17 protein-coding genes are annotated in these 22,841 nt (G+C 36.9%); 12 read left to right on the top strand and 5 right to left on the bottom strand.

Going from position 1 to position 22,841, the window contains the following annotated elements; all coding sequences use genetic code 11:
* Nucleotides 1-68: 68 nt before the first annotated feature.
* The 4 genes from D1013_RS04465 to kefF all read right to left on the bottom strand — a co-directional run bounded on the left by D1013_RS04465 (nucleotide 69) and on the right by kefF (nucleotide 4,064).
* Nucleotides 69-1,004 (bottom strand): FecR family protein, encoded by a 936-nt coding sequence (locus D1013_RS04465; RefSeq protein ID WP_162987808.1) that lies wholly within the window; start codon nucleotides 1,002-1,004, stop codon nucleotides 69-71.
* Nucleotides 1,005-1,176: 172 nt separating this feature from the next.
* The gene (locus D1013_RS04460) at nucleotides 1,177-1,554 is read right to left on the bottom strand and encodes a nuclear transport factor 2 family protein (RefSeq protein WP_121847740.1); all 378 of its coding nucleotides are present in this window, start codon (nucleotides 1,552-1,554) and stop codon (nucleotides 1,177-1,179) included.
* Nucleotide 1,555: 1 nt separating this feature from the next.
* Entirely contained in the window at nucleotides 1,556-3,466 is a 1,911-nt protein-coding gene (locus D1013_RS04455; RefSeq protein ID WP_121847739.1) for a monovalent cation:proton antiporter-2 (CPA2) family protein, read from the bottom strand.
* Nucleotides 3,467-3,470: 4 nt separating this feature from the next.
* On the bottom strand, nucleotides 3,471-4,064 hold the full coding sequence (kefF, locus tag D1013_RS04450; RefSeq protein WP_121847738.1) for a glutathione-regulated potassium-efflux system oxidoreductase KefF: 594 nt from the start codon (nucleotides 4,062-4,064) through the stop codon (nucleotides 3,471-3,473).
* A gap of 559 nt (nucleotides 4,065-4,623) precedes the next feature.
* Between kefF and D1013_RS04445 the strand changes: the two genes are divergently transcribed.
* The 12 genes from D1013_RS04445 (at nucleotide 4,624) to D1013_RS04390 (ending at nucleotide 18,760) form a co-directional block, all read left to right on the top strand.
* Nucleotides 4,624-5,454, top strand: a complete 831-nt coding sequence (locus D1013_RS04445) for a polysaccharide biosynthesis/export family protein (protein ID WP_121847737.1) — start codon at nucleotides 4,624-4,626, stop codon at nucleotides 5,452-5,454.
* On the top strand, nucleotides 5,454-7,778 hold the full coding sequence (locus D1013_RS04440) for a GumC family protein (protein ID WP_121847736.1): 2,325 nt from the start codon (nucleotides 5,454-5,456) through the stop codon (nucleotides 7,776-7,778). Before D1013_RS04445 ends, D1013_RS04440 begins: the two co-directional genes overlap by 1 nt.
* 134 nt (nucleotides 7,779-7,912) lie before the next feature.
* Nucleotides 7,913-9,205: a flippase gene (locus D1013_RS04435; protein WP_162987807.1), complete on the top strand. Its 1,293-nt coding sequence runs from the start codon at nucleotides 7,913-7,915 to the stop codon at nucleotides 9,203-9,205.
* On the top strand, nucleotides 9,202-10,116 hold the full coding sequence (locus D1013_RS04430; protein ID WP_121847734.1) for a hypothetical protein: 915 nt from the start codon (nucleotides 9,202-9,204) through the stop codon (nucleotides 10,114-10,116). Before D1013_RS04435 ends, D1013_RS04430 begins: the two co-directional genes overlap by 4 nt.
* A gap of 169 nt (nucleotides 10,117-10,285) precedes the next feature.
* Complete coding sequence (locus D1013_RS04425) at nucleotides 10,286-11,416, top strand: glycosyltransferase (protein ID WP_162987806.1); 1,131 nt, start codon at nucleotides 10,286-10,288, stop codon at nucleotides 11,414-11,416.
* A 14-nt stretch (nucleotides 11,417-11,430) separates the two neighbouring features.
* Nucleotides 11,431-12,927, top strand: a complete 1,497-nt coding sequence (locus D1013_RS04420; protein ID WP_121847732.1) for an O-antigen ligase family protein — start codon at nucleotides 11,431-11,433, stop codon at nucleotides 12,925-12,927.
* Between the two features lie 4 nt (nucleotides 12,928-12,931).
* Nucleotides 12,932-13,783, top strand: coding sequence for a glycosyltransferase family 2 protein (locus D1013_RS04415; protein WP_121847731.1), 852 nt, complete (start codon nucleotides 12,932-12,934; stop codon nucleotides 13,781-13,783).
* The gene (locus D1013_RS04410) at nucleotides 13,784-14,866 is read left to right on the top strand and encodes a glycosyltransferase family 4 protein (protein ID WP_121847730.1); all 1,083 of its coding nucleotides are present in this window, start codon (nucleotides 13,784-13,786) and stop codon (nucleotides 14,864-14,866) included.
* A gap of 108 nt (nucleotides 14,867-14,974) precedes the next feature.
* A complete protein-coding gene (locus D1013_RS04405; RefSeq protein ID WP_121847729.1) occupies nucleotides 14,975-16,099 on the top strand; it encodes a glycosyltransferase family 4 protein in 1,125 nt (374 codons plus the stop codon).
* Entirely contained in the window at nucleotides 16,089-16,865 is a 777-nt protein-coding gene (locus D1013_RS04400) for a WecB/TagA/CpsF family glycosyltransferase (protein ID WP_205601274.1), read from the top strand. Before D1013_RS04405 ends, D1013_RS04400 begins: the two co-directional genes overlap by 11 nt.
* Nucleotides 16,866-16,871: 6 nt before the next feature.
* The gene (locus D1013_RS04395) at nucleotides 16,872-17,891 is read left to right on the top strand and encodes a Gfo/Idh/MocA family protein (RefSeq protein WP_121847728.1); all 1,020 of its coding nucleotides are present in this window, start codon (nucleotides 16,872-16,874) and stop codon (nucleotides 17,889-17,891) included.
* A complete protein-coding gene (locus tag D1013_RS04390) occupies nucleotides 17,891-18,760 on the top strand; it encodes an aldo-keto reductase family protein (protein ID WP_121847727.1) in 870 nt (289 codons plus the stop codon). Before D1013_RS04395 ends, D1013_RS04390 begins: the two co-directional genes overlap by 1 nt.
* Nucleotides 18,761-18,786: 26 nt before the next feature.
* On the opposite strand, the gene D1013_RS04385 is transcribed toward D1013_RS04390, so the two are convergent.
* Nucleotides 18,787-22,785, bottom strand: a complete 3,999-nt coding sequence (locus tag D1013_RS04385) for a non-ribosomal peptide synthetase (protein ID WP_121847726.1) — start codon at nucleotides 22,783-22,785, stop codon at nucleotides 18,787-18,789.
* Nucleotides 22,786-22,841: the final 56 nt, after the last annotated feature.

Raw genomic sequence — 22,841 nt, 5'->3', positions numbered from 1 at the left:
ATCTTCGGCCTTTTCTATTGGCGTAGAAAAGGCTTTTTTGTGGGTTGATGTTACATAGGCTATGGTTGTTAAGGAACTATTCGATAGGTTTCAGGGGTTATTTCTTCAAATTTTGCTTGCAGTAGAAAACTGAGGCTTTCAAAGGTTTGCTGCAGTTCGGGGTTCTGGTACTTGCCCATGATTTTTCTATCGGCAAGGTCACCTTCGGGCATTTCTATTTTAATGTTGAACCAGCGCTCGATGATCTGCACTGCTTCCTTAACTGTTTTATTATCAAGGTGGATGGTGTTAAGCGTCCATGCCCGGTCTACCATGGCATTTTTTTGTGCCTTTCTAAAGGCATGGGTATTTTTATGGTAATGCAATTGTTGGTCGGGCAGTAATATTTCGTTGACACCTTTCTGGTTTGAGACCCTTACTTTTCCTGTGGCCACACTTACAGAAATACTATCGTTTTCAGGAAATGCGTTTACGTTAAAAGAAGTACCTAGCACTTGGGTTTTTACACCTTCCGTCGAGATTACAAAGGGATGCAGGGTGTCGCGATGTACATCGAAGAAAGCTTCCCCAACGAGATTCACTTCGCGCTTTTCACCTTTAAAATATGTTGGAAATTCAATGCGGCTGCCTGAGTTCAGTAGTACCTTAGAACCATCTGGCAAAATGATTTCTTTCTTCTGACCATACTCAGTCTGCACCCATTGAATTTCTGGGTCGCTACTGCCGTTGAAAACCATAAAAAGGCCGAATAGCAGAGCAATGCTAGCTGCTACGGCCCATACAGGAGGAATACGGAAGGTAGATTTTTGTTGCTTAGCCCCGAACAGGGAAGATTGAAGTCGGATATTGACTCGGTCTTTGGCAGCATCACTAGAAGAACTAAGTACCGAGGCGCTATCTTTTAGTTTAGCCTTAAAGTACTTTTGCACCAAAAGGTCTTCTTCAGGTGAGGTGAGACCGGCCTGATGCTTCTCGAGAAGCTTTATAAATTCATTAGTTTTCAAATTCAACTATTATATGTTCCTATTAAGAGGACACATAAAAGCGCTCGTACACGTAAATTGAAAATGAAAAATCAGCGCATTTAATGTTTTGGTAACACAGCGCACGGTAGCCGATAATGGAAAGTTAACATTACGGTATTTTGGCTGACCGAAGTTATTAGTCAGAAGTGACCTAATACATGGTATTAGGATTTTCAGAAGTCTCGGGAATCTGTTGAATACTGTCCCAATGTTCGCAGATTTTGCCTTCGGTATCAAACCGGAAAAAATCCATTGTAACGTATTGGTCGTTGCCTGGCCAGATTTGGCGAGTATGCAGAGCCACTAAATCACCTTCCGCAATACAGCGAACAAACTCTATGGTTTTATAAGGATATTCCTTTTGCATTCTTTCAAAATAGTCGATAAAACCTTCTTTACCGTCGGCCACATGAGGGTTGTGTTGTATGTACTGTTCTCCCACATAAATTTCTATCGCCTTCTTCGGATTACCTTCGTAAGCGGTTCGATAAAAATCGATAGCGGCTTTTTTGTTTCGGTCTAAATTCATTTCATGGTTTGTTAGACTTCTTTCGATTAGCGGCAGCAGCGGCCATACGCATTTGCTCACTGTCCCAATGATTGTCGTTCTGGTAAATGCCCCGTTGCCAGTCTTGGTCCATTACCTTTTCTTGTTGGGCCATTTCTTCGCGAGCCTTAAAAATATATTCCTTTTCATCTTTGGGCCGTTCAGCAGCCAAGCGGCGAAGGCTTTCTTCGTCTAACTTAATAAAATTCTGTGCCTGACGATAGAGCGTATATTTGCGAAAACCCATTTTACTGAGTACGTCGCTGGCCATTTTTACCGAAGTATCGAGCGATTCACGGTAAATATTCTCTACCCCCATATTCAAAAGTTCATAGGCCTCGTACCTATTTTTCGCCCTGACCATCATGTCAACATTTGGGTATTTCTTTTTGACTATTTCAATCAATTTGCGCGTAGTGGCAGGGTGATCCAATGCGCTTATCAGCACTTGGGCATCGGCAATACCCGCAGATTCCAACAAATCGATGCGTGTGGCGTCACCATAGTGGACTTCAAAACCCATTTTTCTTAGAAAATCGACCCGGTTGGAGTCAAAATCAAGAATGGTCGCCTCAATACCATGCGAACGCAGAAAACGCCCAATGGTGCTTCCGAAATGACCAAATCCCACCAAAATAACCTTATGCTGTTTGGCAATATGGTCGATAGGCCTTTTCTCCGTTTCCCGAGTACCTATATTAGGCAAAATAAGCCGTTCGTTCATCATTGCCAATATAGGCGTCAAGGCCATGGTCAATGCCGTTACCACTAACATGGTATCCATCTGCTCACCACTCAATATGTTCAGTTGAAAAGCAAACGAAAGCAGAACAAAAGCAAATTCACCAATTTGTGCTAGGCCTATGGTCAGAAGCAATCGTTGATCTAACTTGAGTTTAAAAAGCGCTCCTACAGCGTATAATACCAATGCTTTTAAAAGAATGATGGAAAAGAGGAGTCCGCCAATACCCCATGGATTTTCTTTGATGACAATAAAATTGATGGATGCCCCCACCGCAATAAAAAACAGACCCAACAATAGGTCTTTGAAAGGCTCGAGAGTACTTTCCAGCTCGTGCTTAAATTCACTCGTAGCTAAAACCACCCCGCCTAGAAAGGCACCCAGTGCAGGACTCAATCCTACCAATTCCATCAAAAACGATATCCCAAAAACGATGAGTAAGGCAGAAGCCGTCAATAATTCCCGAACCCTGGTCATGGCCACTTTCCGCAGCATGGGTACAAAAAGGTATCGGCCCGCAACGACTATTAAAACAACTGATACGATAATGGCCAATGTCTGTAAACCCAACGGTAAATTCTCCAGAAGATTGGCGTGGTCGCTATGCTCCTCTGCAGGTAAGGTAGCTGTATCCATAGAAGACAACAACGGAATAACGCCCAACATGAAAATAACGATGATATCTTGAAACAACAAGATGGAAAAAGAAGATGCCCCGTAGGTGGTTTCAAAAAGATTCTTCTCTTTAAGTGTTTGGAGTGTAATGGCCGTAGAAGACAGGGCCACCGCCATTGAAAAAGTTAGGGAAACCTCATACGAGTATCCCATCATATCAAATAGAAAGTACGCCACCAGCATGGTAGCTAGTACCTGCGCGCCCCCCATGCCCAAAATGGTCTTACGCATGTTCCAGAAGTTCTTGGGTTCGATTTCCAATCCTATGAGAAAAAGCATCATAACCACTCCGAACTCCGCAAAATGGAGAATATCTTCCCCTTCCTCTCCGACAAAACCCAGTACATAAGGGCCAATCAATATACCCGCCATGAGATAGCCCAAAACCGAACTAAGCCCGAGCCGTTTGGCCAAAGGAACACATATCAAGGCCCCTGCCAAAAAAACGATAGCCTCAAAAAGAATACTTCCCGTCATGAAACTAGGTATTAAGTTGTTCCAAATCGTTCAACATAGAACAATCCTTCATTGCTTGTGGGGAGCAGTCATCTTGCAAAAACTGCAGCATTTGAGCGTATTGCCTGCCCATGTCAAGAAGTTCATCGTCAGAAAGGCGGTGCGTTCCCATAATGGCAAACGGGGGCAAGTATTGCATACCACAAAGTCGTGCGGTCTGCTCAAAGGGTCTTAAAAATTCATTGACGGAATAGTGGTTGCTACCCTCCGAGCAATAGAGTTCACGAGAGCCTCCCGTAGTGATTACATTGAGGCACTTTTTGTTCAAAAGGGCCTTACCATCCGGCCCGTAGGCCCAATTATACTCTAAAACGAGGTCTATCCACTGCTTCATCAATGGCGGACAACTGTACCAATACATCGGATGGTGCCAAACGACAATATCGTGCTGCGCCAACAGCTCTTTTTCAAAAGAAATATTGATATGAAAATCGGGATAGTGCTCGTAAAGATCATGAAAGGTCACGCCTTTCATTTTCTCTATTTCGCCTACCAACATTTTATTGGTTCGGCTTTGCTCGAATTTGGGATGGGCAAAAAGAATTAGGATGGAGTTCATGCCCGAATTTAAGGGAAAAAAATTTCAAATCATAAGTATGAATGTTGAATGAATCAGCTAAACTTCGCTTGAATAAAAGATTAGAAATTTCCACTAGCCATAGTATTATAGCCCTATTTATCTTCACAAATAAAAACGAACTTTTTACTGAGGCCTTTCTAAAAAAGTGTCAAATCTTAAAAAGTTAAAACCTTATTTTTTTCTATCTCAAGAATTAGAATCACAATTATTGCTAAATAAAATTCAATGTTAATTCCAAAATTAAAATGTACAATTAGCAATAAAACCGCTCCATAAAAAACCATCAAGAAATATTTTATAGGAAAAAGAAGCAATTAATGATTTCTTCATCTTGAAACAGTAAAACTTGTAAAGAGATTTTTAATTTGATACTATAAATATTAAAAAATTTCAATTTGAAAGTTTAATACCATTTTTATTCATTTCATCCACATTTAAGGTGTTTTGTCTATACTTTTAAGATATGTACTTTCAATAAAAAATTTAATCTTACTTTGGCCATCATAATACCACTTCCCCCACCAAACTTTTTATACTCATGAAATTTATCGAGGAAACCTTCCTATCATCGCTATTGACAAAATTTCGAGAACGATGTAGTTTTAATTCTCTGGCTATCTGCTTATCCCTTGCCGCACTTTGTTCTTGTGTCAATGTTAAAAAAGCGACTTATTTTAATAATGTTGGCAATTTGGAATTCTTAGATGAGTTCGAGGTTCAAGAACCAATTCTTAAGAAGAATGACATTCTAAGTATTTCAGTTAGCAGTCTTAATCCCGAAGCTGCTGAAATGTTCAATGTATCTAATCTAACCGCAACCCAAAGCTCTTCTTCTGAAGGTAAAACGACACAAGCCTCAGGTTATCTCATCGACCAAGATGGGTTTATAAGTTTTCCTTTTTTAGGAAAAATAGAAGCGGCAGGAATAAGTAAAAAGGCTTTACGCGAATACATAACTCAACAATTAGTTGATAGAAAATTACTATTAGAACCAATTGTTGATGTAAGATATCTAAATTTCAAGGTTTCAGTCCTGGGTGAAGTTAACGACCCTTCAGTTCTAAGTATCCCAAATGAAAAGGTGACCTTATTAGAGGCGCTTGGACTAGCAGGCGATATGACCATATATGCTAAGCGAGATAATGTCTTGTTAATTCGTGAAGAAGGAGGTATTAAAAAGACAAGAAGAATTGATCTTACAACCAATGAATTATTTACATCACCTTTCTATTATTTAAAATCAAACGATATTATTTATGTACAACCTAGCAAGTCAAAAGTTGCTACAACCTCACGTGCAACTCAGTGGCTACCTGTGGTCATTAGTGCTCTGTCATTAATGGTAATCTCTATTTCAAGTTTCAGATAATGAATAATCACCCAATGACCGATGCAAACTCAATGAAAACCAAAGACAACTTGTTCTTGGCCCTCTTGGGCAAGTACCTGCCCTTTTGGCCAATTTTTATAATGCTCTTTGTTTTCTGTATGATTTTGTGCTGGAGCTACTTGCAATTCGAAAAGCCACTTTTCGAAATTTCTGCCGCAATGATGATAAAAGACGAAAGAAAAGGGGTCGATGATTCAGAAATAATAGAAGCAATAAATTTATTTGATTCTAAAAAGATATTAGAAAACGAAATTGAAATAATCAGGTCGAGAGAGGTAATAAGTAATGTTGTTGATAGTTTATCCCTGTACATATCGCAATTTGAAGAGACTGGATTTTTTGATAAGTCGGCATACCACTCCTCACCTATTCAAATCAGGTTTAGACATTCAGATAGCATTAAAATAGACCCAAAAATTGAACAAAAAATATTCTTTCAATTTGATACCGAACAAAAGACGGTATCTATTGAGAACAAAACTTACCCATTGAACAAATGGGTAAGAATACCGTTGGGGGAATTAATTTTCACCGCCAGTAACTCTCAAATAGAAAAAACAGTAAACCCTATATACTTCACTATTAGTAACGTAAAAAATGTAACTAATAATATCATTGAAAATCTAGAAGTAAATACAACCGATAAAGTTTCTACTGTTGTCAATCTCACTATAAGAGACGCAATACCTCAAAGAGGTGAGACTATTTTAAATGAGATAATCAAAGCATACAACCAGAAAGCCCTAGCTGATAGAAATTATTTGGCCAAAAGCACATTGGCTTTTATTGAAGATAGAATGACCAGTGTTGAAAACGACCTGAACTCTTTAGAGGCCGAAGTTCAGAAATTCAAATCATCGACAGGTGCAGTAGATTTAAGCGAACAGGGAAAACTATATTTACAAGATGCCGGACAAAATGATCGAAAAATTGAAAACATTCGTCTGCAAATGGCTGTTTTAGACCAAGTTGAAGATTATGTTTTATCTAAAAATAAATTAGGTGGCCTTGTGCCCTCTACCTTGGGCATTGAGGACCCTATTTTAAGTCAACTATTGGAGAAACTTTACGATTCAGAAATTCGATACGAGCGGCTAAAAAAGACTACTGCTGAAAACAACCCGATTTTACTTTCAATTACTAATGAAATTGAAAAGATTCGGCCAAGTATACTAGAAAATATCAAAAATCAACAGGTCAATCTGAATGCGAGTTTAGGAAATTTAAATAGAAATTCAGGAAAATTCAATTCGGCCCTAAAAACGTTACCCGAACAAGAACGTGCTCTTTTAGAAATTAAAAGAAGAGAAGAAATTAAGAAAGACCTCTTCTCATATCTACTACAGAAAAGAGAAGAAACGGCTTTAGCCTATGCCCCCACTCTAGAAGACACAAGAATTGTAGATAAAGCCGAGGCATCGCCTCTACCTGTCAGCCCAAATCCTAAAATGGTTTATGCAATGGGCATTCTAATATCATTATGCTTGGCGATGGGCTTTATCGTCATAAAAGAAGGACTAAATAATAAGATTCTTTTTAGACATGAAATTGAAAAATTGACTCAAATTCCAATTATTGCCGAAATCACGCATCAATATGAAAAAGAAAGTAAAGCTGCAATAGCATACAATGAACATAATCTTAATCAGTTTCGAGATCTTAGGTTAGCATTGGGTTTATATGGAACTTCCAAAGACATCAAGAAAATTACCGTAACCTCAAGCATTGAAGGCGAAGGAAAGAGTTTTCTTTCCAAGAATCTTGCTCTCAGTTTAGCATCATCGGGCAACAAAGTAGTTCTAATAGACTTCGACCTTCACAAAAAACAGTCATCCCCTTTATTTAAAAAATACAAATCCGAAGGCATATGTGGCTTTATTTACGGCAAAACACAAGTGCAAGAATTGCCTCAAGAAACGAATATTAACAATCTATTCATTATAGGTAGTGGTGCTAATAATGCCAACACCAAAATTTCAGATTTGCTATTGGGCTTCGATTTAAATAATCTTTTCGGGTATCTAGAAAATAAATTTGATTATATTATTATTGACACCCCGCCTATAGGTTTTGCTACTGATTCCTATGTTCTTGCAAACCATTGCGACCTTACTTTATTTGTTGTCAAACACGCATATACGCCAAAAGAATTGGTAGGAATACTTGACAGCAGTAAAAATCTGCAAATGATAAACAAGGTCTTCATTGTTTTTAATGGTTTAAAAAATAGAGGGTATAAAACTCTAGGCTATGGAGACAATTATGGCCAAGTACCGAGTAAGATAGCATATTACAATCATTAATGAAATTGAAAATTTCTCGATGACATTGCAACATAGAAAATAGCCAACAATTTTGATTTAAGCTCAATGGAGCTTTTATATACATGCACGAAAAAAGACAAAACTTTCTATTAAATAAGATAAAAGCTTTAAGCATGAATGAAGGTGTTAAAAAATATGCATTTAACACTTCTTGGCTATTTAGCGAACAGATTATTAGAATGGTCGTGGGTCTTCTTGTTGGTGTATGGGTCGCAAGGTATCTTGGGCCTTCAAAGTTTGGCCTTTTAAACTACGCCTATAGCTTAGTGGGCCTTTTCGGAGCTATAGCTACTCTTGGCCTAAATAGTGTTGTCATTAGGGATATTGTAAAAAGCAAAGAGAAAGATGTCAACATACTCTTGGGCACTGCATTTTTCTTAAAAATAATTGGGGCGGCTATTACCATCTGTATTTTATGGGTTTCTATTGTGTTGATAGATGGCGATAAACTTACATCAATCTTAGTGTTTATCATTGCTTCTTCAACTATCTTTCAAAGTTTCAATGTAATCGATTTCTATTTTCAGGCTAAAGTAAAATCCAAGTTCGTCGTCTATACCAACTTTATTGTTTTAGGGGTAGCTAGCCTTCTTAAGGTTATATTAATAGTTACAAAAGCCCCTTTACAGTATTTCGCAATGGTTTTTCTTGTTGAGAGTATTATACTTGCCCTAGGGCTATTCTTATTTTATAAACTTCAAAAAAACAATATTAAAAATTGGAAATTCAGAAAACTCATTGCAAAAAAGTTATTAAGGGATAGCTGGCCTCTTATTCTATCAAGTATTGCAGTCTCTATTGGAATGCGTATTGATCAAGTTATGTTAAAAACATTAATAAATGAAGAAAGTGTTGGCTATTATTCGGTAGGGGTAAAACTAGCAGAAGTATTTAATTTCATTCCTGTTCTTATTGTCCAATCGGTATTTCCAAAAATTGTAGGCATGAATTTTAATTCCGATAGAAAAGTACTTGTTCTACTAATTCGATACGTTTTTTTCGCACTAATAATTTTGGGACTAGTTGTTAACACTTTGTCTCAATTTATAGTAAATCTTTTGTACGGTCCTAATTATTATCCCAGTTCAAATGTTCTTGACATTTTGATTTGGACAATCCCTTTCGTATATCTCAATTTAATCACCATTGCAATCCTACAGACCAAGAACTTTAATAAAATGGTATTAATAAGACAAGCAACTTTAGCAGGATTAAATATCCTCGTCAATCTTTTTCTTATACCTCGCTACGGGATACTCGGAGCTGCAATTGCTACAGTTTTTGCAGAATTTTCGGTTATATTATTGGGTTTTCTAATTCCCAAAGAAAGATGGGTTTTTGGTGTTAGAGCACAAGCTTTACTATTCATACCTGAAAAATTTTTTACCACTCAAAAAAAAATATGAAAACACCTTTACTCTTCATAACATTCAATCGCCCGGATACAACGGCGAAGGTTTTCGAAAAAATAAAAAATCTTAAGCCGAAAAAACTCTTTATCTCTTCAGATGGGCCAAGGAATTATGTTGAAGGTGAATTTGAAAAGGTAATGACCTGCAGAGAAATGTTTAAAAAAGAGAATATTGACTGGGATTGCGAAGTTAAGCGCCTCTATTATGATGAAAATAAAGGCTGTGCGCTTGCAGTGTCAGACTCAATTACCAAATCATTTGAGCTTGTTGACGAATTGATTATTCTTGAGGATGATGTAATTCCGCATCCTTCTTTCTTTACTTTTTGCAGCAAAATGCTAAATCAATATAGAGATAACCATAAAGTTATGCACATCTCTGGAACCAGGTGGAACCCTGAGTTCGAAGTTGGGAAAGGAGACCATTTCTTCAGCCTTATAGGACATATTTGGGGTTGGGCTACTTGGAAACGGGCTTGGAAAAAATATGATTACGACCTTAAAGATTTACCTCAGTTTGAAAAAGACAAATCATTACAAAAATTATATCAAAGTAAATCAATAAGTAAATTTTGGCTCAAAAATTTTCACTCGGTTAATATGCCAAATAAAAAAACTTGGGACTATCAGTGGCAATTTAGCATATTTTTTAATGAAGGGCTTGCGGTAGTACCTGCTGTAAATCTAACCTCAAACATAGGCACTCAAGGTGTTCATTATCAAGGAGAAGCAACAGAACATCATTTTCAAGAGACTTTTTCATGGGAAGAACAACCTGACATCTTTGTTAATATCAAGGTTAATATGGAGTATGAGAAATATCATATGAGAAAAAGATTTATGAAAAAACCTCCATTAAGTAAACGAATTAGAGATAAAGTCAGAAGAACAATTGCTAGGCCATAATGAAAAAAATCCAATGAAGTCTGACAATATATGACTAGAAAACTTTAAAAGAAAGATTCCTTTTTACATGAAAATTACTCATATCTCAACATTCGGCAGTGGTGGGGCGGCAAAAGCGGCAAAAAGAATTCATGACCAAATGAAGAAAGATGGTCATGACAGTAGATTTTTGTTTCTTGAAAAAGGGTCTGAAAGTAAATATGAAATTAAATATTCTAAAAAGCTATACTTAATTGACTTGGCAGCTCGAATATTAAAGAAAATGGGCTTACCTCCTAATCTTGAGCAGTCGAATGACTTTAAGATTAGGAGATTCAAGAAAAAATTTGAATATTTTTCATTTGCCAACACTTCTTATATTGATCTACCCAACCATGAGGCTATTCAGCACTGCGATATTATAAACCTGCACTTTGTAGCCAATTTTATTGATGTGCCTAGTTTTTTTAAGAACATTAAAAAGCCCATTGTTTGGACCTTACATGACATGAACCCCTTTCAAGGCGGTTTTCACTACAAACTAGATGAAAAAGCTTATGCTTTTCAACTCAATGGTCTTGACGACGAGCAATATGACTTTAAAAGAAGGGCTTTCAAACCATTATCTAAGAATTTATTGACCATTGTAACGCCATCATTTTGGATGTATCAAAAATCAAAAGATTCACAACTCCTGAGAAAATTCTCGCATTTTCATATTTCAAATGGTATAGACACCGAAATATTTAAGCCATTAAACAAAAAAGAATGTGCAAAAAGTTTAGAGATGTCTACAAATAAACCTATAGTCCTTTTTGTTGCAGAGAGCCTTCGAAATAAGAGAAAAGGGTTTAATCTTGTTTTAGACCTTGTAAAAGACCCCAATTTGCTTCTTAAATATCACTTTGTCGCAGTTGGGGAAGTTCAAAATTCTAGAGCAACAAAAGATATCACATTTTTAGGAAGAATCAGCGATGAAGTTCAGATGAGCAAAGTTTATAATGCTGCCGATTTTTTTATACTCCCAAGCATTGAAGATAATTTGCCGAATACAATGATAGAAAGTCTCTGTTGTGGCACTCCAGTAGTAGGGTTTGAAGTGGGCGGAATTAAAGAGACCATTACAAACGGTGAGAATGGGTTTTTAAGCAAAGAGATAACTGTGGATGGTCTCAAAAAAGCTCTTTTGAATTGCGATGAAATCGGGATGGCGAAATATGGCCAAAAAATAGCTGAAAATGCACGATTAAAATTTCAACTTACTCTACAAACGGATAAATATATTGCTTTATACAATAGTCTTGTTCGACAGTTGTCTTAAAAGAAAAAACTTGAATGATACTACAGACAAATAGCTTAAAAATTATACAGGTTAGAGACCACTCGTCTCCTACATGGTTATTAACCTTGAGTATCATTTTGATGACTTTATTTGGTTGTCTGACCGATGCAACTTACCCTGTTTTTGTCAATATTGTGGCTTTGGCGACATTGATAATATTATTCATTTTTTGGCTTGAGAGAGAAGACTATACCTCCTTTTTGATTCAACTAGTCATTGGAAATTTTTTCATTTTTGGTGCCAAGTATGGTGGTAATTTTAATATTTCGGCGTCGCTAGCAATTTTAGTGGTCTATTTAGCAAAAGGTAAATTTACTACGCTAGGGCCAAGTTCTTTAAAGAGTTCACTCTTGAAAGTACTGTTTCTGTGGTGGCTCCTTCAATTATTAGGTGTTTGGGCGGGTAACGAGTTTCCTTTGACATTTAAAGTGCAATCAATCCTGGCTTTTTCTTTACTTCTTTATCTTTTTTATTTCACATCAAAAATTAATCTCACGGCCAACAAATTAACTACCATCTTCATTGCTCTTACCTTATTCTTTTACTACTTATTTCTCGTATCTGTAAATCAACGTTATATTTTCATCAATTATGACTTGCCGTTCCTTCCTTTGAATCCTGACAATGTTGATTACGAACTTGGAATCATTCGTAGTTCAGCTACCCTAGGAAATTTTGAAGCTTATGCCGAATTTTGCGTCTCTTTCATTGCCATTCTTTTTCCTTCTTTCATCAGTGGTTCTCTATACGCTCAAAGTAAAAAGCTATACGTATTGGTGCTCATTGCCATGCCAATTTCTGTTTATTCAATGGTGCTAACCGCAACTAGGTCTTCAATGCTACTTTTACCCTTCATTTTATTAACTGCCTTAGTTATTTTAGGTCGTAGAGTAAAGACTCTTGTTCTTTTTCGATTCTCTATGTTTATACTAATTCTTCTCTTACTTAACAGTACATTTCATGTAATCGATTTCTCTGTTTTTTTGGAAAGATCAAAGAGTATTGACTTCGAACGCCTAACTATCTCGAAACTTATAAGTGGTGAGGAGATGAATCGAGGAGATGTCTTTGATTATGCTTGGAATGAAGTCAAAGAAGCTAACACTTTAATTGGCCGTGGGTATTTTAGCACCATTGATGAGTATAGATCGAATCATTTTCCAGTTGACAACATAGGTGATGGAATCGCAGATTACCATAATATTTATTTAAGTTCTTATGTTCTTTGGGGAAGTGTAGGTTCTTTTTGCCTAACAATACTGTTTTTTTACGCAATATATAATGGTCTTGTCACCTATTGGAAATTTAAAGAACATGGCTCATTTGTAGTAGACTTAATTTTAGGCTTTACCATTATGTTCTCATTCTTTCTGGTTAATCAATTGAAAATTCAATTTATACGAGATGTAAATTATTTTATGCTCGTATTGCTTCTTCTAGCAATATTTATTTCCGCAATAAAAATTATGAAGACAAACAATTACACATAAGTAAATGAGAATAGCCATTTTAATTACTTCATATAATAGAAAGGATAAAACCTCTGCATGCCTCAAGAGTATTTATGAGCAACTATTACCTCTTGGAGTAGAGTTGCATATCTTCTTGACTGATGATAATTCTGAGGATGGCACTTCAAATCACATAAAATCTAATTTCCCAAAAGTACATTTATTTAAAGGCACTGGAGAACTGTTTTGGGCGGGTGGAATGCGTTACACTTGGAATAAAGCGAAGGTATCTAAACCGACCTTTTACTTTTTGCTCAATGATGATACAATTCTAAAAAAGGATGCGGTAAGAACATTAATCGACACACATAAAGATTGGCTAAACAGAAGAGAAAAGCAAGCTATAATCATAGGAAGCACTATAGATGACAAAGGTAAAATCTCATATGGAGGTTGGAAACTAAAAAATAAATTCGGTCCAAAAAGCAAAGCTGTATATAATGAAATTTCACCCATGCCTTGTGATTTAGGAAATGCCAACATTATGTTAGTACCTAAAGAAATTGAGGAAAAAATTGGCATTTTATCAGAAAGCTATACTCACGGAATTGCAGATTACGATTATACTTTAAATGCAAAAAGAAATGGTTTCGCTGTAGTAGTAGCTCCTGGCGTTTTAGGCAGTTGTGTTGATGATCATGGAAAGAACTGGAAACCATCAAGCAGCAAATTATCTGAAAGAATCCAATATCTATATAGTCCGAAAGGCCTTGCATATAATGAATACTTAACTTTTATTAAACGTCACTTCCCCCTGCATTTACCCTCTGCTATGCTTAAGCTTTGGTTAAAGACATTATTCCCTTTCATATACGAAAACTTCAAAACCAACTAAATGATTTATGCCAAACCGAAAATCACATATCTCACACAAGTTCCTGGCCCTTATAGGGAAAAAATGCACCTCAAGCTCGGAATCGAAAATTCATACCAATATTCAGTGATCTATTGTGCGAGATTAGAACCAAATAGAACATGGAACCTTGAACTTGAGAATTATGAAAAATTTTTTCTAGCGGACAGATCAAAGACCTATAGACATAACAATCCCCAAGTTTGGAAATTACTGAACAATCTTGACCCTGATGTGCTAATAATAACTGCCTTTAAACCAACAATGCTTTATGCAGTGTTTTGGTGTATTCTTAAAAAAAGAAAGGTGGTAGTTTATAACGATGGCACTTTAGAATCGGAAAAAGACTTTTCTAAAATCCAAAAGTTAATAAGAAAGCAAGTTTTCAAAAGAACGCAGGCTTTCGTAGGGCCGGGTAAAGGGGCTTTTGATTTGTACAGAAGTTATGGCGTATCTGACAAAAAAATGTTTAAAAGCTGCCTTTGTATCGATAACTCAAGATTTAATGGTAAAAAAATGAAGGATAGGAAATATGATCTTTTGTTTTCAGGGCAAATTATTGCAAGAAAATTACCTCTGCTATTTGTAGAAGTAGCAAAAAAAATACGCCGTCAAATACCTTCTTTGAAGGTGTTGATTTTAGGAGACGGAGATTTAAAGAATGAGATGTTGAACGAACTTGATAAAGCAAAAATCGATTATGATTTTAAAGGGTTTCTTGATCAAAACTGTTTACCTGCTTACTATGCGGATTCCAAGGTTTTTCTGTTCCCCACTCTTAATGACCCTTGGGGTATCGTGGCGAATGAAGCATGTGCAAGCGGAACCCCCGTGGTTACAACAGAAGTTGCTGGCGTCGCCAACGATTTAATCTTACATGGTGTTAATGGCCTTATTCTACCAGTAAACACTGATATCTGGGCAACTGAAGTATGTCTATTATTAGAAGATGAAAACAAGTTAAGCGAGTTCTCTCGGAACGCTATCAATTTGGTGAAAGAGTATAATCATGAAATGGCTGCCCAAGGTATTATAGAATCTGTGGAATTTGCCCTTAAAAACTAAAGCATGTTAGTTTGATTATTAAGTAAATGAATATTTGATATTTGAGAAATTATCCTATACCCTACTTAATTACTGATTATTCCAATCCAACGTAAAACTTATTTATATATGACAATTAATGACACATATAGACCAAAAGTTCTGTTTTTAATGCATCTCCCTCCCCCTGTTCATGGTGCTGCAATGGCAGGAAATTATATTAAAAACAGTAATCGAATCAACAATAAAATAGATGGCACCTATATAAACCTGGCAACCAATAAAGAACTCAATCTATCGGGCAAAGGAAATTTTAAAAAAATAGTAACCTTTTTTGCCATCATTAAAAATGTCTTGCTTACACTCAAAAAATGTAATTATCAACTTTGTCACATGTCTTTAACCGCTAGTGGACCGGGCTTTTACAAAGACCTGGTATTAGTTTACTTGCTAAAGAGACGTAAAACCAAGATCATTTACCATTTTCACAACAAAGGTGTTGCAGCGGCAAGTCAAAATAGATTGAATAATTGGCTCTACAAATATGCCTTCAAAGACACGTGGTCCATTTTGCTTTCACCACATTTGTATAAGGATGTCAGTCGTTATGTAAGCGAAACAAACGTATTTTATTGCCCTTATGGCATCCCAATATCCGAGAATGATTGCTCCAAAAAAGTAGAGAAACAAAACAAGATCTGCAATTTTCTTTTTCTCTCAAATATGATTGAAGAAAAAGGTGTTTATATCCTGTTAGATGCTATAAAAAAATTAAAGAATGATAAGGTTAATTTCCATTGCCATTTCGTAGGTGGTTGGTCAGATATTACCCCTATAAAATTTGATAATTACTTAAAACTTAATAACATCAGCGATGTAGCATCTGCTCATGGACCAAAATATAATAAAGAGAAAGAGTCTTTTTATTTAAAGTCAGATGTATTCATCTTTCCTACATTTTACCACTACGAAACATTTGGTATTGTCAATTTAGAAGCGATGCAACATTGCCTACCCATTATCTCAACCCCAGAAGGTGGTATTCCTGATATAGTAGTTAATGAGAAAACAGGCTTCTTAGTCCCGAAGAAAGACTCACAGCAACTGGCAGAAAGAATGAAACTTCTTGCAGATCGACCAGATATTAGAAAAGAAATGGGCATAGCAGGAAAACAAAGATTCGAGGAACTTTTCACAATTGAAAAATTTGAGGAAAGGCTATCTGATATTTTGATTAAAGCTTGTGAAAAATGATAAACCTGACTATATGAAATCAAACCTTCCATCCTTTTCGAATACTAATGTGCTTGGGTATGAAGTCTTCTCTTCTTCCTTAGATGTAATAAAACCTAATATAGACAAAGTACTTATTAACACTTTTAGCCCAAATTCTTATGGTTTGGCCAAATCCGATTATTTATTTGAGGAAGCTTTAAAGAAGACTGATGTACTTGTTTTAGATGGCATGGGTATAGCTATCGGGTCAATTTTGATCAATGGAAAGAACATCAAAAAAATTGCTGGGGAAGACTGCTTTAATCACTTTATGAAATTGGCCGATCAAAATAGGTGGAGAATCTTTTTCATGGGCTCTTCCGAAGAAACCTTAAAAAAAATTAAAAGTCGAGCTATTAGAGAGTATTCGAACATTACAGTCGAATTTTATTCTCCTCCCTTCAAAAGTGAATTCACTCTTGAAGATAATGACATTATCGTACAGTCAATAAACGATTTCGAACCCGATGTTTTGTTTGTTGGACTTACTGCACCTAAACAAGAAAAATGGGCTTACTTCCATAGAGATTTAGTAAATGCCAGAATAATAAGTACTATAGGAAATGTTTTTGATTGGTATGCAGGAAACAGTAAGCGCCCCTCTAAAATATGGATTAAACTTAGACTTGAATGGTTTATTCGCATTTTTCTAAGACCAGAAATATTTAAAAGAAATACTAAAAATCAAATGAAATTTTTCAAGGATGTGATACTTCATGTCTTATATATAAAAAAAATCAAATAAAAAATTATGGTAAAGGTAGCGTTAATAGGTGCAGGAAAAATGGGAATATCACATTTGTCAATTCTTGGAGCACATAAAGATGTTGAAGTAGTCGGTGTATGTGATACATCTTCAATAGTGCTTGGAGCATTGAAAAAATATACACAATTTCCATGTTATAAGAAAGTTTCTAAAATGCTTAACGAACAAAGGCCCGATGCTGCTTTTGTGGCGGTTCCAACTAAGTATCATTATGAAATGATAAAGCAACTTTTAAATCATGAAATACATGTTTTTTGTGAAAAACCATTTTGCATAGAGCCTGCACAATCCAAAGAATTGGCTAAGATTGCCAAAGAAAAAGGCTTAATCAATCAAGTCGGCTATCATAATCATTTTATTGGAACCTTTAGGGAAGTAAAAAAAATAGTTGAATCAGGGGTACTCGGTGAAATCTATCACTTTGCTGGTGAGGCGTACGGACCAGTAGTTACCAAGAAAAAAGACAAGACTTGGAGGTCAAAACCTGATGAAGGAGGTGGCTGCCTCATGGACTATGCCGCACATGTCATAGATTTAATAAATAACATTCTAGCCCCTATTAAAAAGGCAGACGGAACTATTCTAAAGTCTATATATTCTGAAAATGTTGACGATGCGGTATACTCGGTTTTACAACTAGAAAACAATATAAGTGGCGTACTATCAGTGAACTGGAGTGACGAAACCTATCGTAAGATGTCAACTTCAATAAGTATTTGGGGCACCAAAGGTAAAATCACTTCCAACGCCAGTGAACTTCGACTCTTCGTTCAAGACAATACAAATTTGGCAGGATATGAAAAAGGATGGAATATAAAATACATTACGGAACTAGCTTCACCTGTAGACTTCTACCTTCGGGGAGAGGAATATTCGGCCCAGATCGATTATTTTATCAAAGCCATAAAAAATAAGGGGCCACACAGTATAAACAGTTTTCAAAGTGCTGTCAATACGAACAATGCCATTTCATTAATTAAGACAAACCATCTAACAAAACTATAATGGAAAGAATACTATACGGAGACAATCAATTTTTTGCAGTTAACCACATCTCAGACGTAAAGTCGCTTGAACAATCTATAAAATTCAAGGACAATAAGGTCATTATGAATACAATTGACGACGCTATCAATTCTGGCATCAATACATTCATGTGTACAACACACGACCGTATATCATTTGTTTGCGAAACCATCAGAGAAAATCCGGAAAAATATAAAGACTTCAATATCTATCCCTGTATGCCCTATGCCCATAAATATGCCAATGCCGTTACTGAACTTGGCATACAAGGTACCTTGAAGCAGTACATGCCAGGTAATTTCTTTGGATCAATGTTTAAAGGAGGTAAGGCCCTAGTATCTCAAGATTATATCTCAATTATGGAGTTATTGATTGATTCTGAAATGAAAATGTTTAAAGGTGTAAATACCCCAGTCATTTTTCTTCAAAATGTTATTACAGATTTGCTTCTAGGTTTGGGAATGGATGATGTCTTAAAAGGTTTTCATGACTATGTAATTAAAAAATATAATTCTGAACCGGGATTCATTACTATGAACCTTCCTAAAATGGTAGAGAAGTTAGAGTCATTAGGCATTGAAAATCCTATAATTTGCACCTCAATCAATAGTGCTAACTTTAGAATGTCCGGTGGTAAAGAAATTTATACTGAGACTCTTAAATCAAAAAAGTTTAGGGGTATTGCAATGCAGGTTTTAGGCGGGGGAGCTATTCATCCTAAGGAAGCACTAGAGTATGTCTGTGATTTGCCGAATATTCAATCAATTCTTTTTGGAGCATCATCAAAAAGAAACATTCAAAATACTGTGCAGATTATTAGACAGTTCGATAATGGCAAAAATGATTAGTTTTATCTGTCTAGGTTAGTCGAAGGCTATTTTAACCTAAGTACCTTCTGCAAGATTTCTGCAGATTTTTTATCATGCGGGGGAGAAAAAATCAAAGTATGATCACCAGGAATGCTATGAACTTTTACTCCCTTTTTGGCCAATTCGTTCCACCCCATGTACTTTTTGTCATGTACATAAAAGGTGTCTTTTTCAACCCTAAATAAATCTACTTCAATATCTATCGGCACGATATGATATTTACTCATGGCCTCGTTGTTTTTCTGATCTAACTTTAAAGGTTGTTGGTATCTTATTTGGTGCTGTTCTTCCTTACTGCTTCCGTCATTGCGAAGAAGCTGTTTAATATCTTCCGCCCTTCCGTTAATTCTTTCCAAAAGTGCCTCTTTATCGGTCACAACTTTATGCAATACATAAAAGAATTTTCCAAAGGTATATTTGGCAATGGCCCATTTTCTTTTGAGAGCAGTTTTATGGTAATACGGTGGAAATACATAGGTATCAAAAAGCCCCAACATAGCTACGGTCTTCTTCTGCGCCAAAAGTTGTTTCGCCATTTCGTAAGCTATGATACCCCCAAAAGAGTATCCTGCCAAAAGATAAGGCCCTGAAGCATTGGCCTCCATGATTTCGGACAAATAATGACTGGCCATTTCCTCAACGCTTCCCAATGGTTCATCAATACCATTAAGGCCTTTGGCCTGTAAGCCATAAACTGGTTGGTCTACATCTAAATACTTACCTAGTGCGTTGAATATCAAAACATTGAGCCCCCCACCATGCACTATATATAACGGCGGCCTTGATCCGCTCGCCTTAATAGGAACCAAAGACTTCCAGGAGGCATTTTCAGCACTCGAACGGGACTCAAATAAGGTTGCAAATTTTGATATTGTTGAGTATTCTAACAATGATGATAGCGGCAATCGTTTTCCTGAACGTTGTTCTAAAAGCGCCATTACTTTTACAGCGGTCAAAGAATGACCGCCCAATTCAAAGAAATTAGCATGAATATCTATGGCCTCTAATTGCAAACATTCTTGCCATACCTCCGCAACCATAATCTCCTCTTCAGTGCGAGGGGCAGTGAAAGAATTCGAAACGTGAGAAGGTTGGTCAAGCACCAATTGCTGTAACGCCTTTTTATCAATTTTTCCATTAAGGGTTTTGGGCATTTCGCTCAACACCATAAACTCATGCGGAACAAAATGGGCGGGCAGTTGTTTAGCTAACCCTTGACGCCATTTTTCTTTAACTACCTCTTCAGCATGGCCTTCTTTAATCAGTAAGTATGCTACCAATCGATTATCAACACCTAATACTACAGCGGTTTTTACCTCAGAAAACTTCGATAGTTCATATTCTATTTCTCCAGGCTCGATACGATACCCACGTACCTTAATCTGATCGTCAACGCGGCCTAGGCATTCTATCTCTCCATTTGGCAACAATCGCCCTAAGTCTCCCGTTTTGTATAGCGTAGCGTCTTGCAGCGCTGAGTAACCATTAGATATGAACTTTTCTTCAGTCAGTTCAGGCCGACCCCAATAGCCCACAGAAACACCATCACCTCCTATGGCAATTTCACCGATATGGCCGGGCAATGCCAGACCTCCGTTTTGACCCAGTATATAAACTTGGGTATTTTGAACAGGTCTACCGATTGTAATGACATTATCTTCGTCTTCTACTTGCTTAATAAGACTGTAAATAGTCGTTTCGGTAGGGCCATACATATTCCATACCTCGGAACACCTTTCCAACAGGTTGTTCGCCAAATTCTTTGACAGGGGCTCCCCCCCGCAAAAGGCCTTCAAGGGCAATGGTTTTTCCCAACCTGAATCCAGCAACATTTGCCACCTAGCAGGAGTTGCCTGTAAGATGGTTATGGATTCTTCTTCTATCAACTCGATCAAAAGTCTGCCATCCTTTGCGGTATCTTGGTCCGTTAAAACGAGAAGACCTCCCACCATTAATGGGAGAAAGAGTTCGAGCTGAGCTATATCAAATGATATATTGGTAACCGACAATAACCGGTCATTAGAATTCATTCCGGGCTTTTCAGCTATACTGCATAAAAGATTGGCTAAATTTTGATGGCTGATAGAAACCCCCTTTGGCCTACCCGTAGAACCGGAGGTATAGAGCAGGTATATCATCGAGGACATTTCAACATCTTGCTCTAAAGGAAGAATCGATTGTTGTTTTCTTTCCTCCTGAATTACTTGTAGTTGTAAGACTTTGACATCTAAATCTTCCGGAAAAGTTTTGTAATCATCCATTATCAAAAACCTAGCGCCTGAATCAGATAACATGTATTGCTTTCTGGCCATGGGATAACTAGCATCTAAAGGAAGGTAGGCAGCACCACATTGAGAAATTGCCAACAACACCGTTACCAGTTCTATTGATTGGCTTAGAGCGACCCCCACCACATCACAAGGCCTTATACCCACTTTCTGTAAATAATGTGCTGTTTGGTTTACCTCTTTTTGGAGACTTTCATAATTTATCGACTGTTCTTTAAAACGAATGGCCTCGTTATTCAAATGTTCTTCAATAGTATGGAATACCAATTTATGAAGAGGTAACTTTTGAAAGGGAACTCTGGTCTCATTGAGTCTTTCATACACTTCCCTTGTTTTCAACCCGATAATTTCACCTAGCTCAGTTTTCGGATTTTCGGCCAATTGTCTTGCCAAAGTTTCAAAGGCGGCCATCATACGCTCAATACTAGATGACTTGAACAGATTTACATTATAAGACCATTCAAAGACGATACCTTTATCTGAACCCGTCAAATTCAAAAAGAGCTCAAAAGTCTCAAACGCTCTAGGGTTACTCACAATTTCAAATTGGAGACCGGAAAATGCAACACCCTCTGCCATTCCCAAATCGATATTGAACATTATTGGTATGAGGGGTACTCTTGCAGGATCTCTAGCTATATTGAGCTTTTGAAGAAGTTGGCCAAAACTCAATTGCTGATGATCGTAAGCATCAAAAAGTTGAGTTTTACGTTCTTTGAGATATTCTTCAAAACTAACATTGGGTCTTGGATTACTTCGAATTGGCAGCGCATTGACACAATGACCTACCAGCCGATTCTTTCCTACAGCAGGCTGCCCCGCCGTAGGCAAACCTACCGCTATATTTTCATGACCCGTTTCTTTAAAGAGGAAAATCTCAAAGGTTGCCAAAAGTGTGCTCACCAAACTGGACCCTACCTTTAAACCCGTATTCTTTATGGCGTTTAAAACCTCTTGGTCAAAATGGAAATCCGCTCTCTTACTTTCGTAGGTTCTTAGCTTCTGAGCGTCAAAATCAATGGGTAACGAAAAATCAGGAATAGACTGTTTATATTCATTCAGCCAAAAGCTAAAATCTTGGTCATATTCCCCTTTCAGCATTCTTTTTCTCTGCTCGTGGGCATAATCGACAAAACTTTCCGCTAAAGGTAGTTGTGCTCCTCTTTCTTCGACCAAAGCCGAATAGAATGAGCCCAATTCTTGAATTAAGATACCAAATGACCAGCCATCGCAAATAATATGGTGGGCCATGAGGTTGAAGAAATATTGATTTTGAGACAGTCTTACTAAACTAGCCTTTACCAAAGGCCCTTTATTCAAATCAAAAAGATAATGGGCTTCGGCTTTTAATATTTTTTTAAAAGCCTCGTCTTTTTCAAGTGAATCGAGTGAGGTAAGGTCATGATTAACTACCTCTGTTTCAATATTCTTTAAAACACTCATGTACCGACCGTCGGTACTGAAAACCGATCGTAAAGATTCATGTCGCGCAAGAATAGTTTGAAATGCACTCTCCAATGCAGAGACTTCAACATCTCCTGTTAATTTGATTGAAATAGATTCGTTGTAGGCCCTATTCGCATCGTCTGAACCTATTTGACAAGAAGCCCAAATTTCTTCTTGAGCTGGAGTCGTATAGGCAATACGTTCAATTTCAGGTCCCTCAAAAGGGTTGTGGCTTTTTGATTCTTTAAAAAGAGTTATCTGCTCACTCATTGGTTGGTCACTTTTGATTAGGTAAAGTCAGAAGGAAAAAATGGGATACTTTAATT

The sequence above is a fragment of the Euzebyella marina genome (assembly GCF_003687485.1).
Lineage (GTDB): Bacteria > Bacteroidota > Bacteroidia > Flavobacteriales > Flavobacteriaceae > Euzebyella > Euzebyella marina.
The sequence above is the reverse complement of the archived record's forward strand: the minus strand, read 5'-3'. Positions and strand labels throughout refer to the sequence as shown.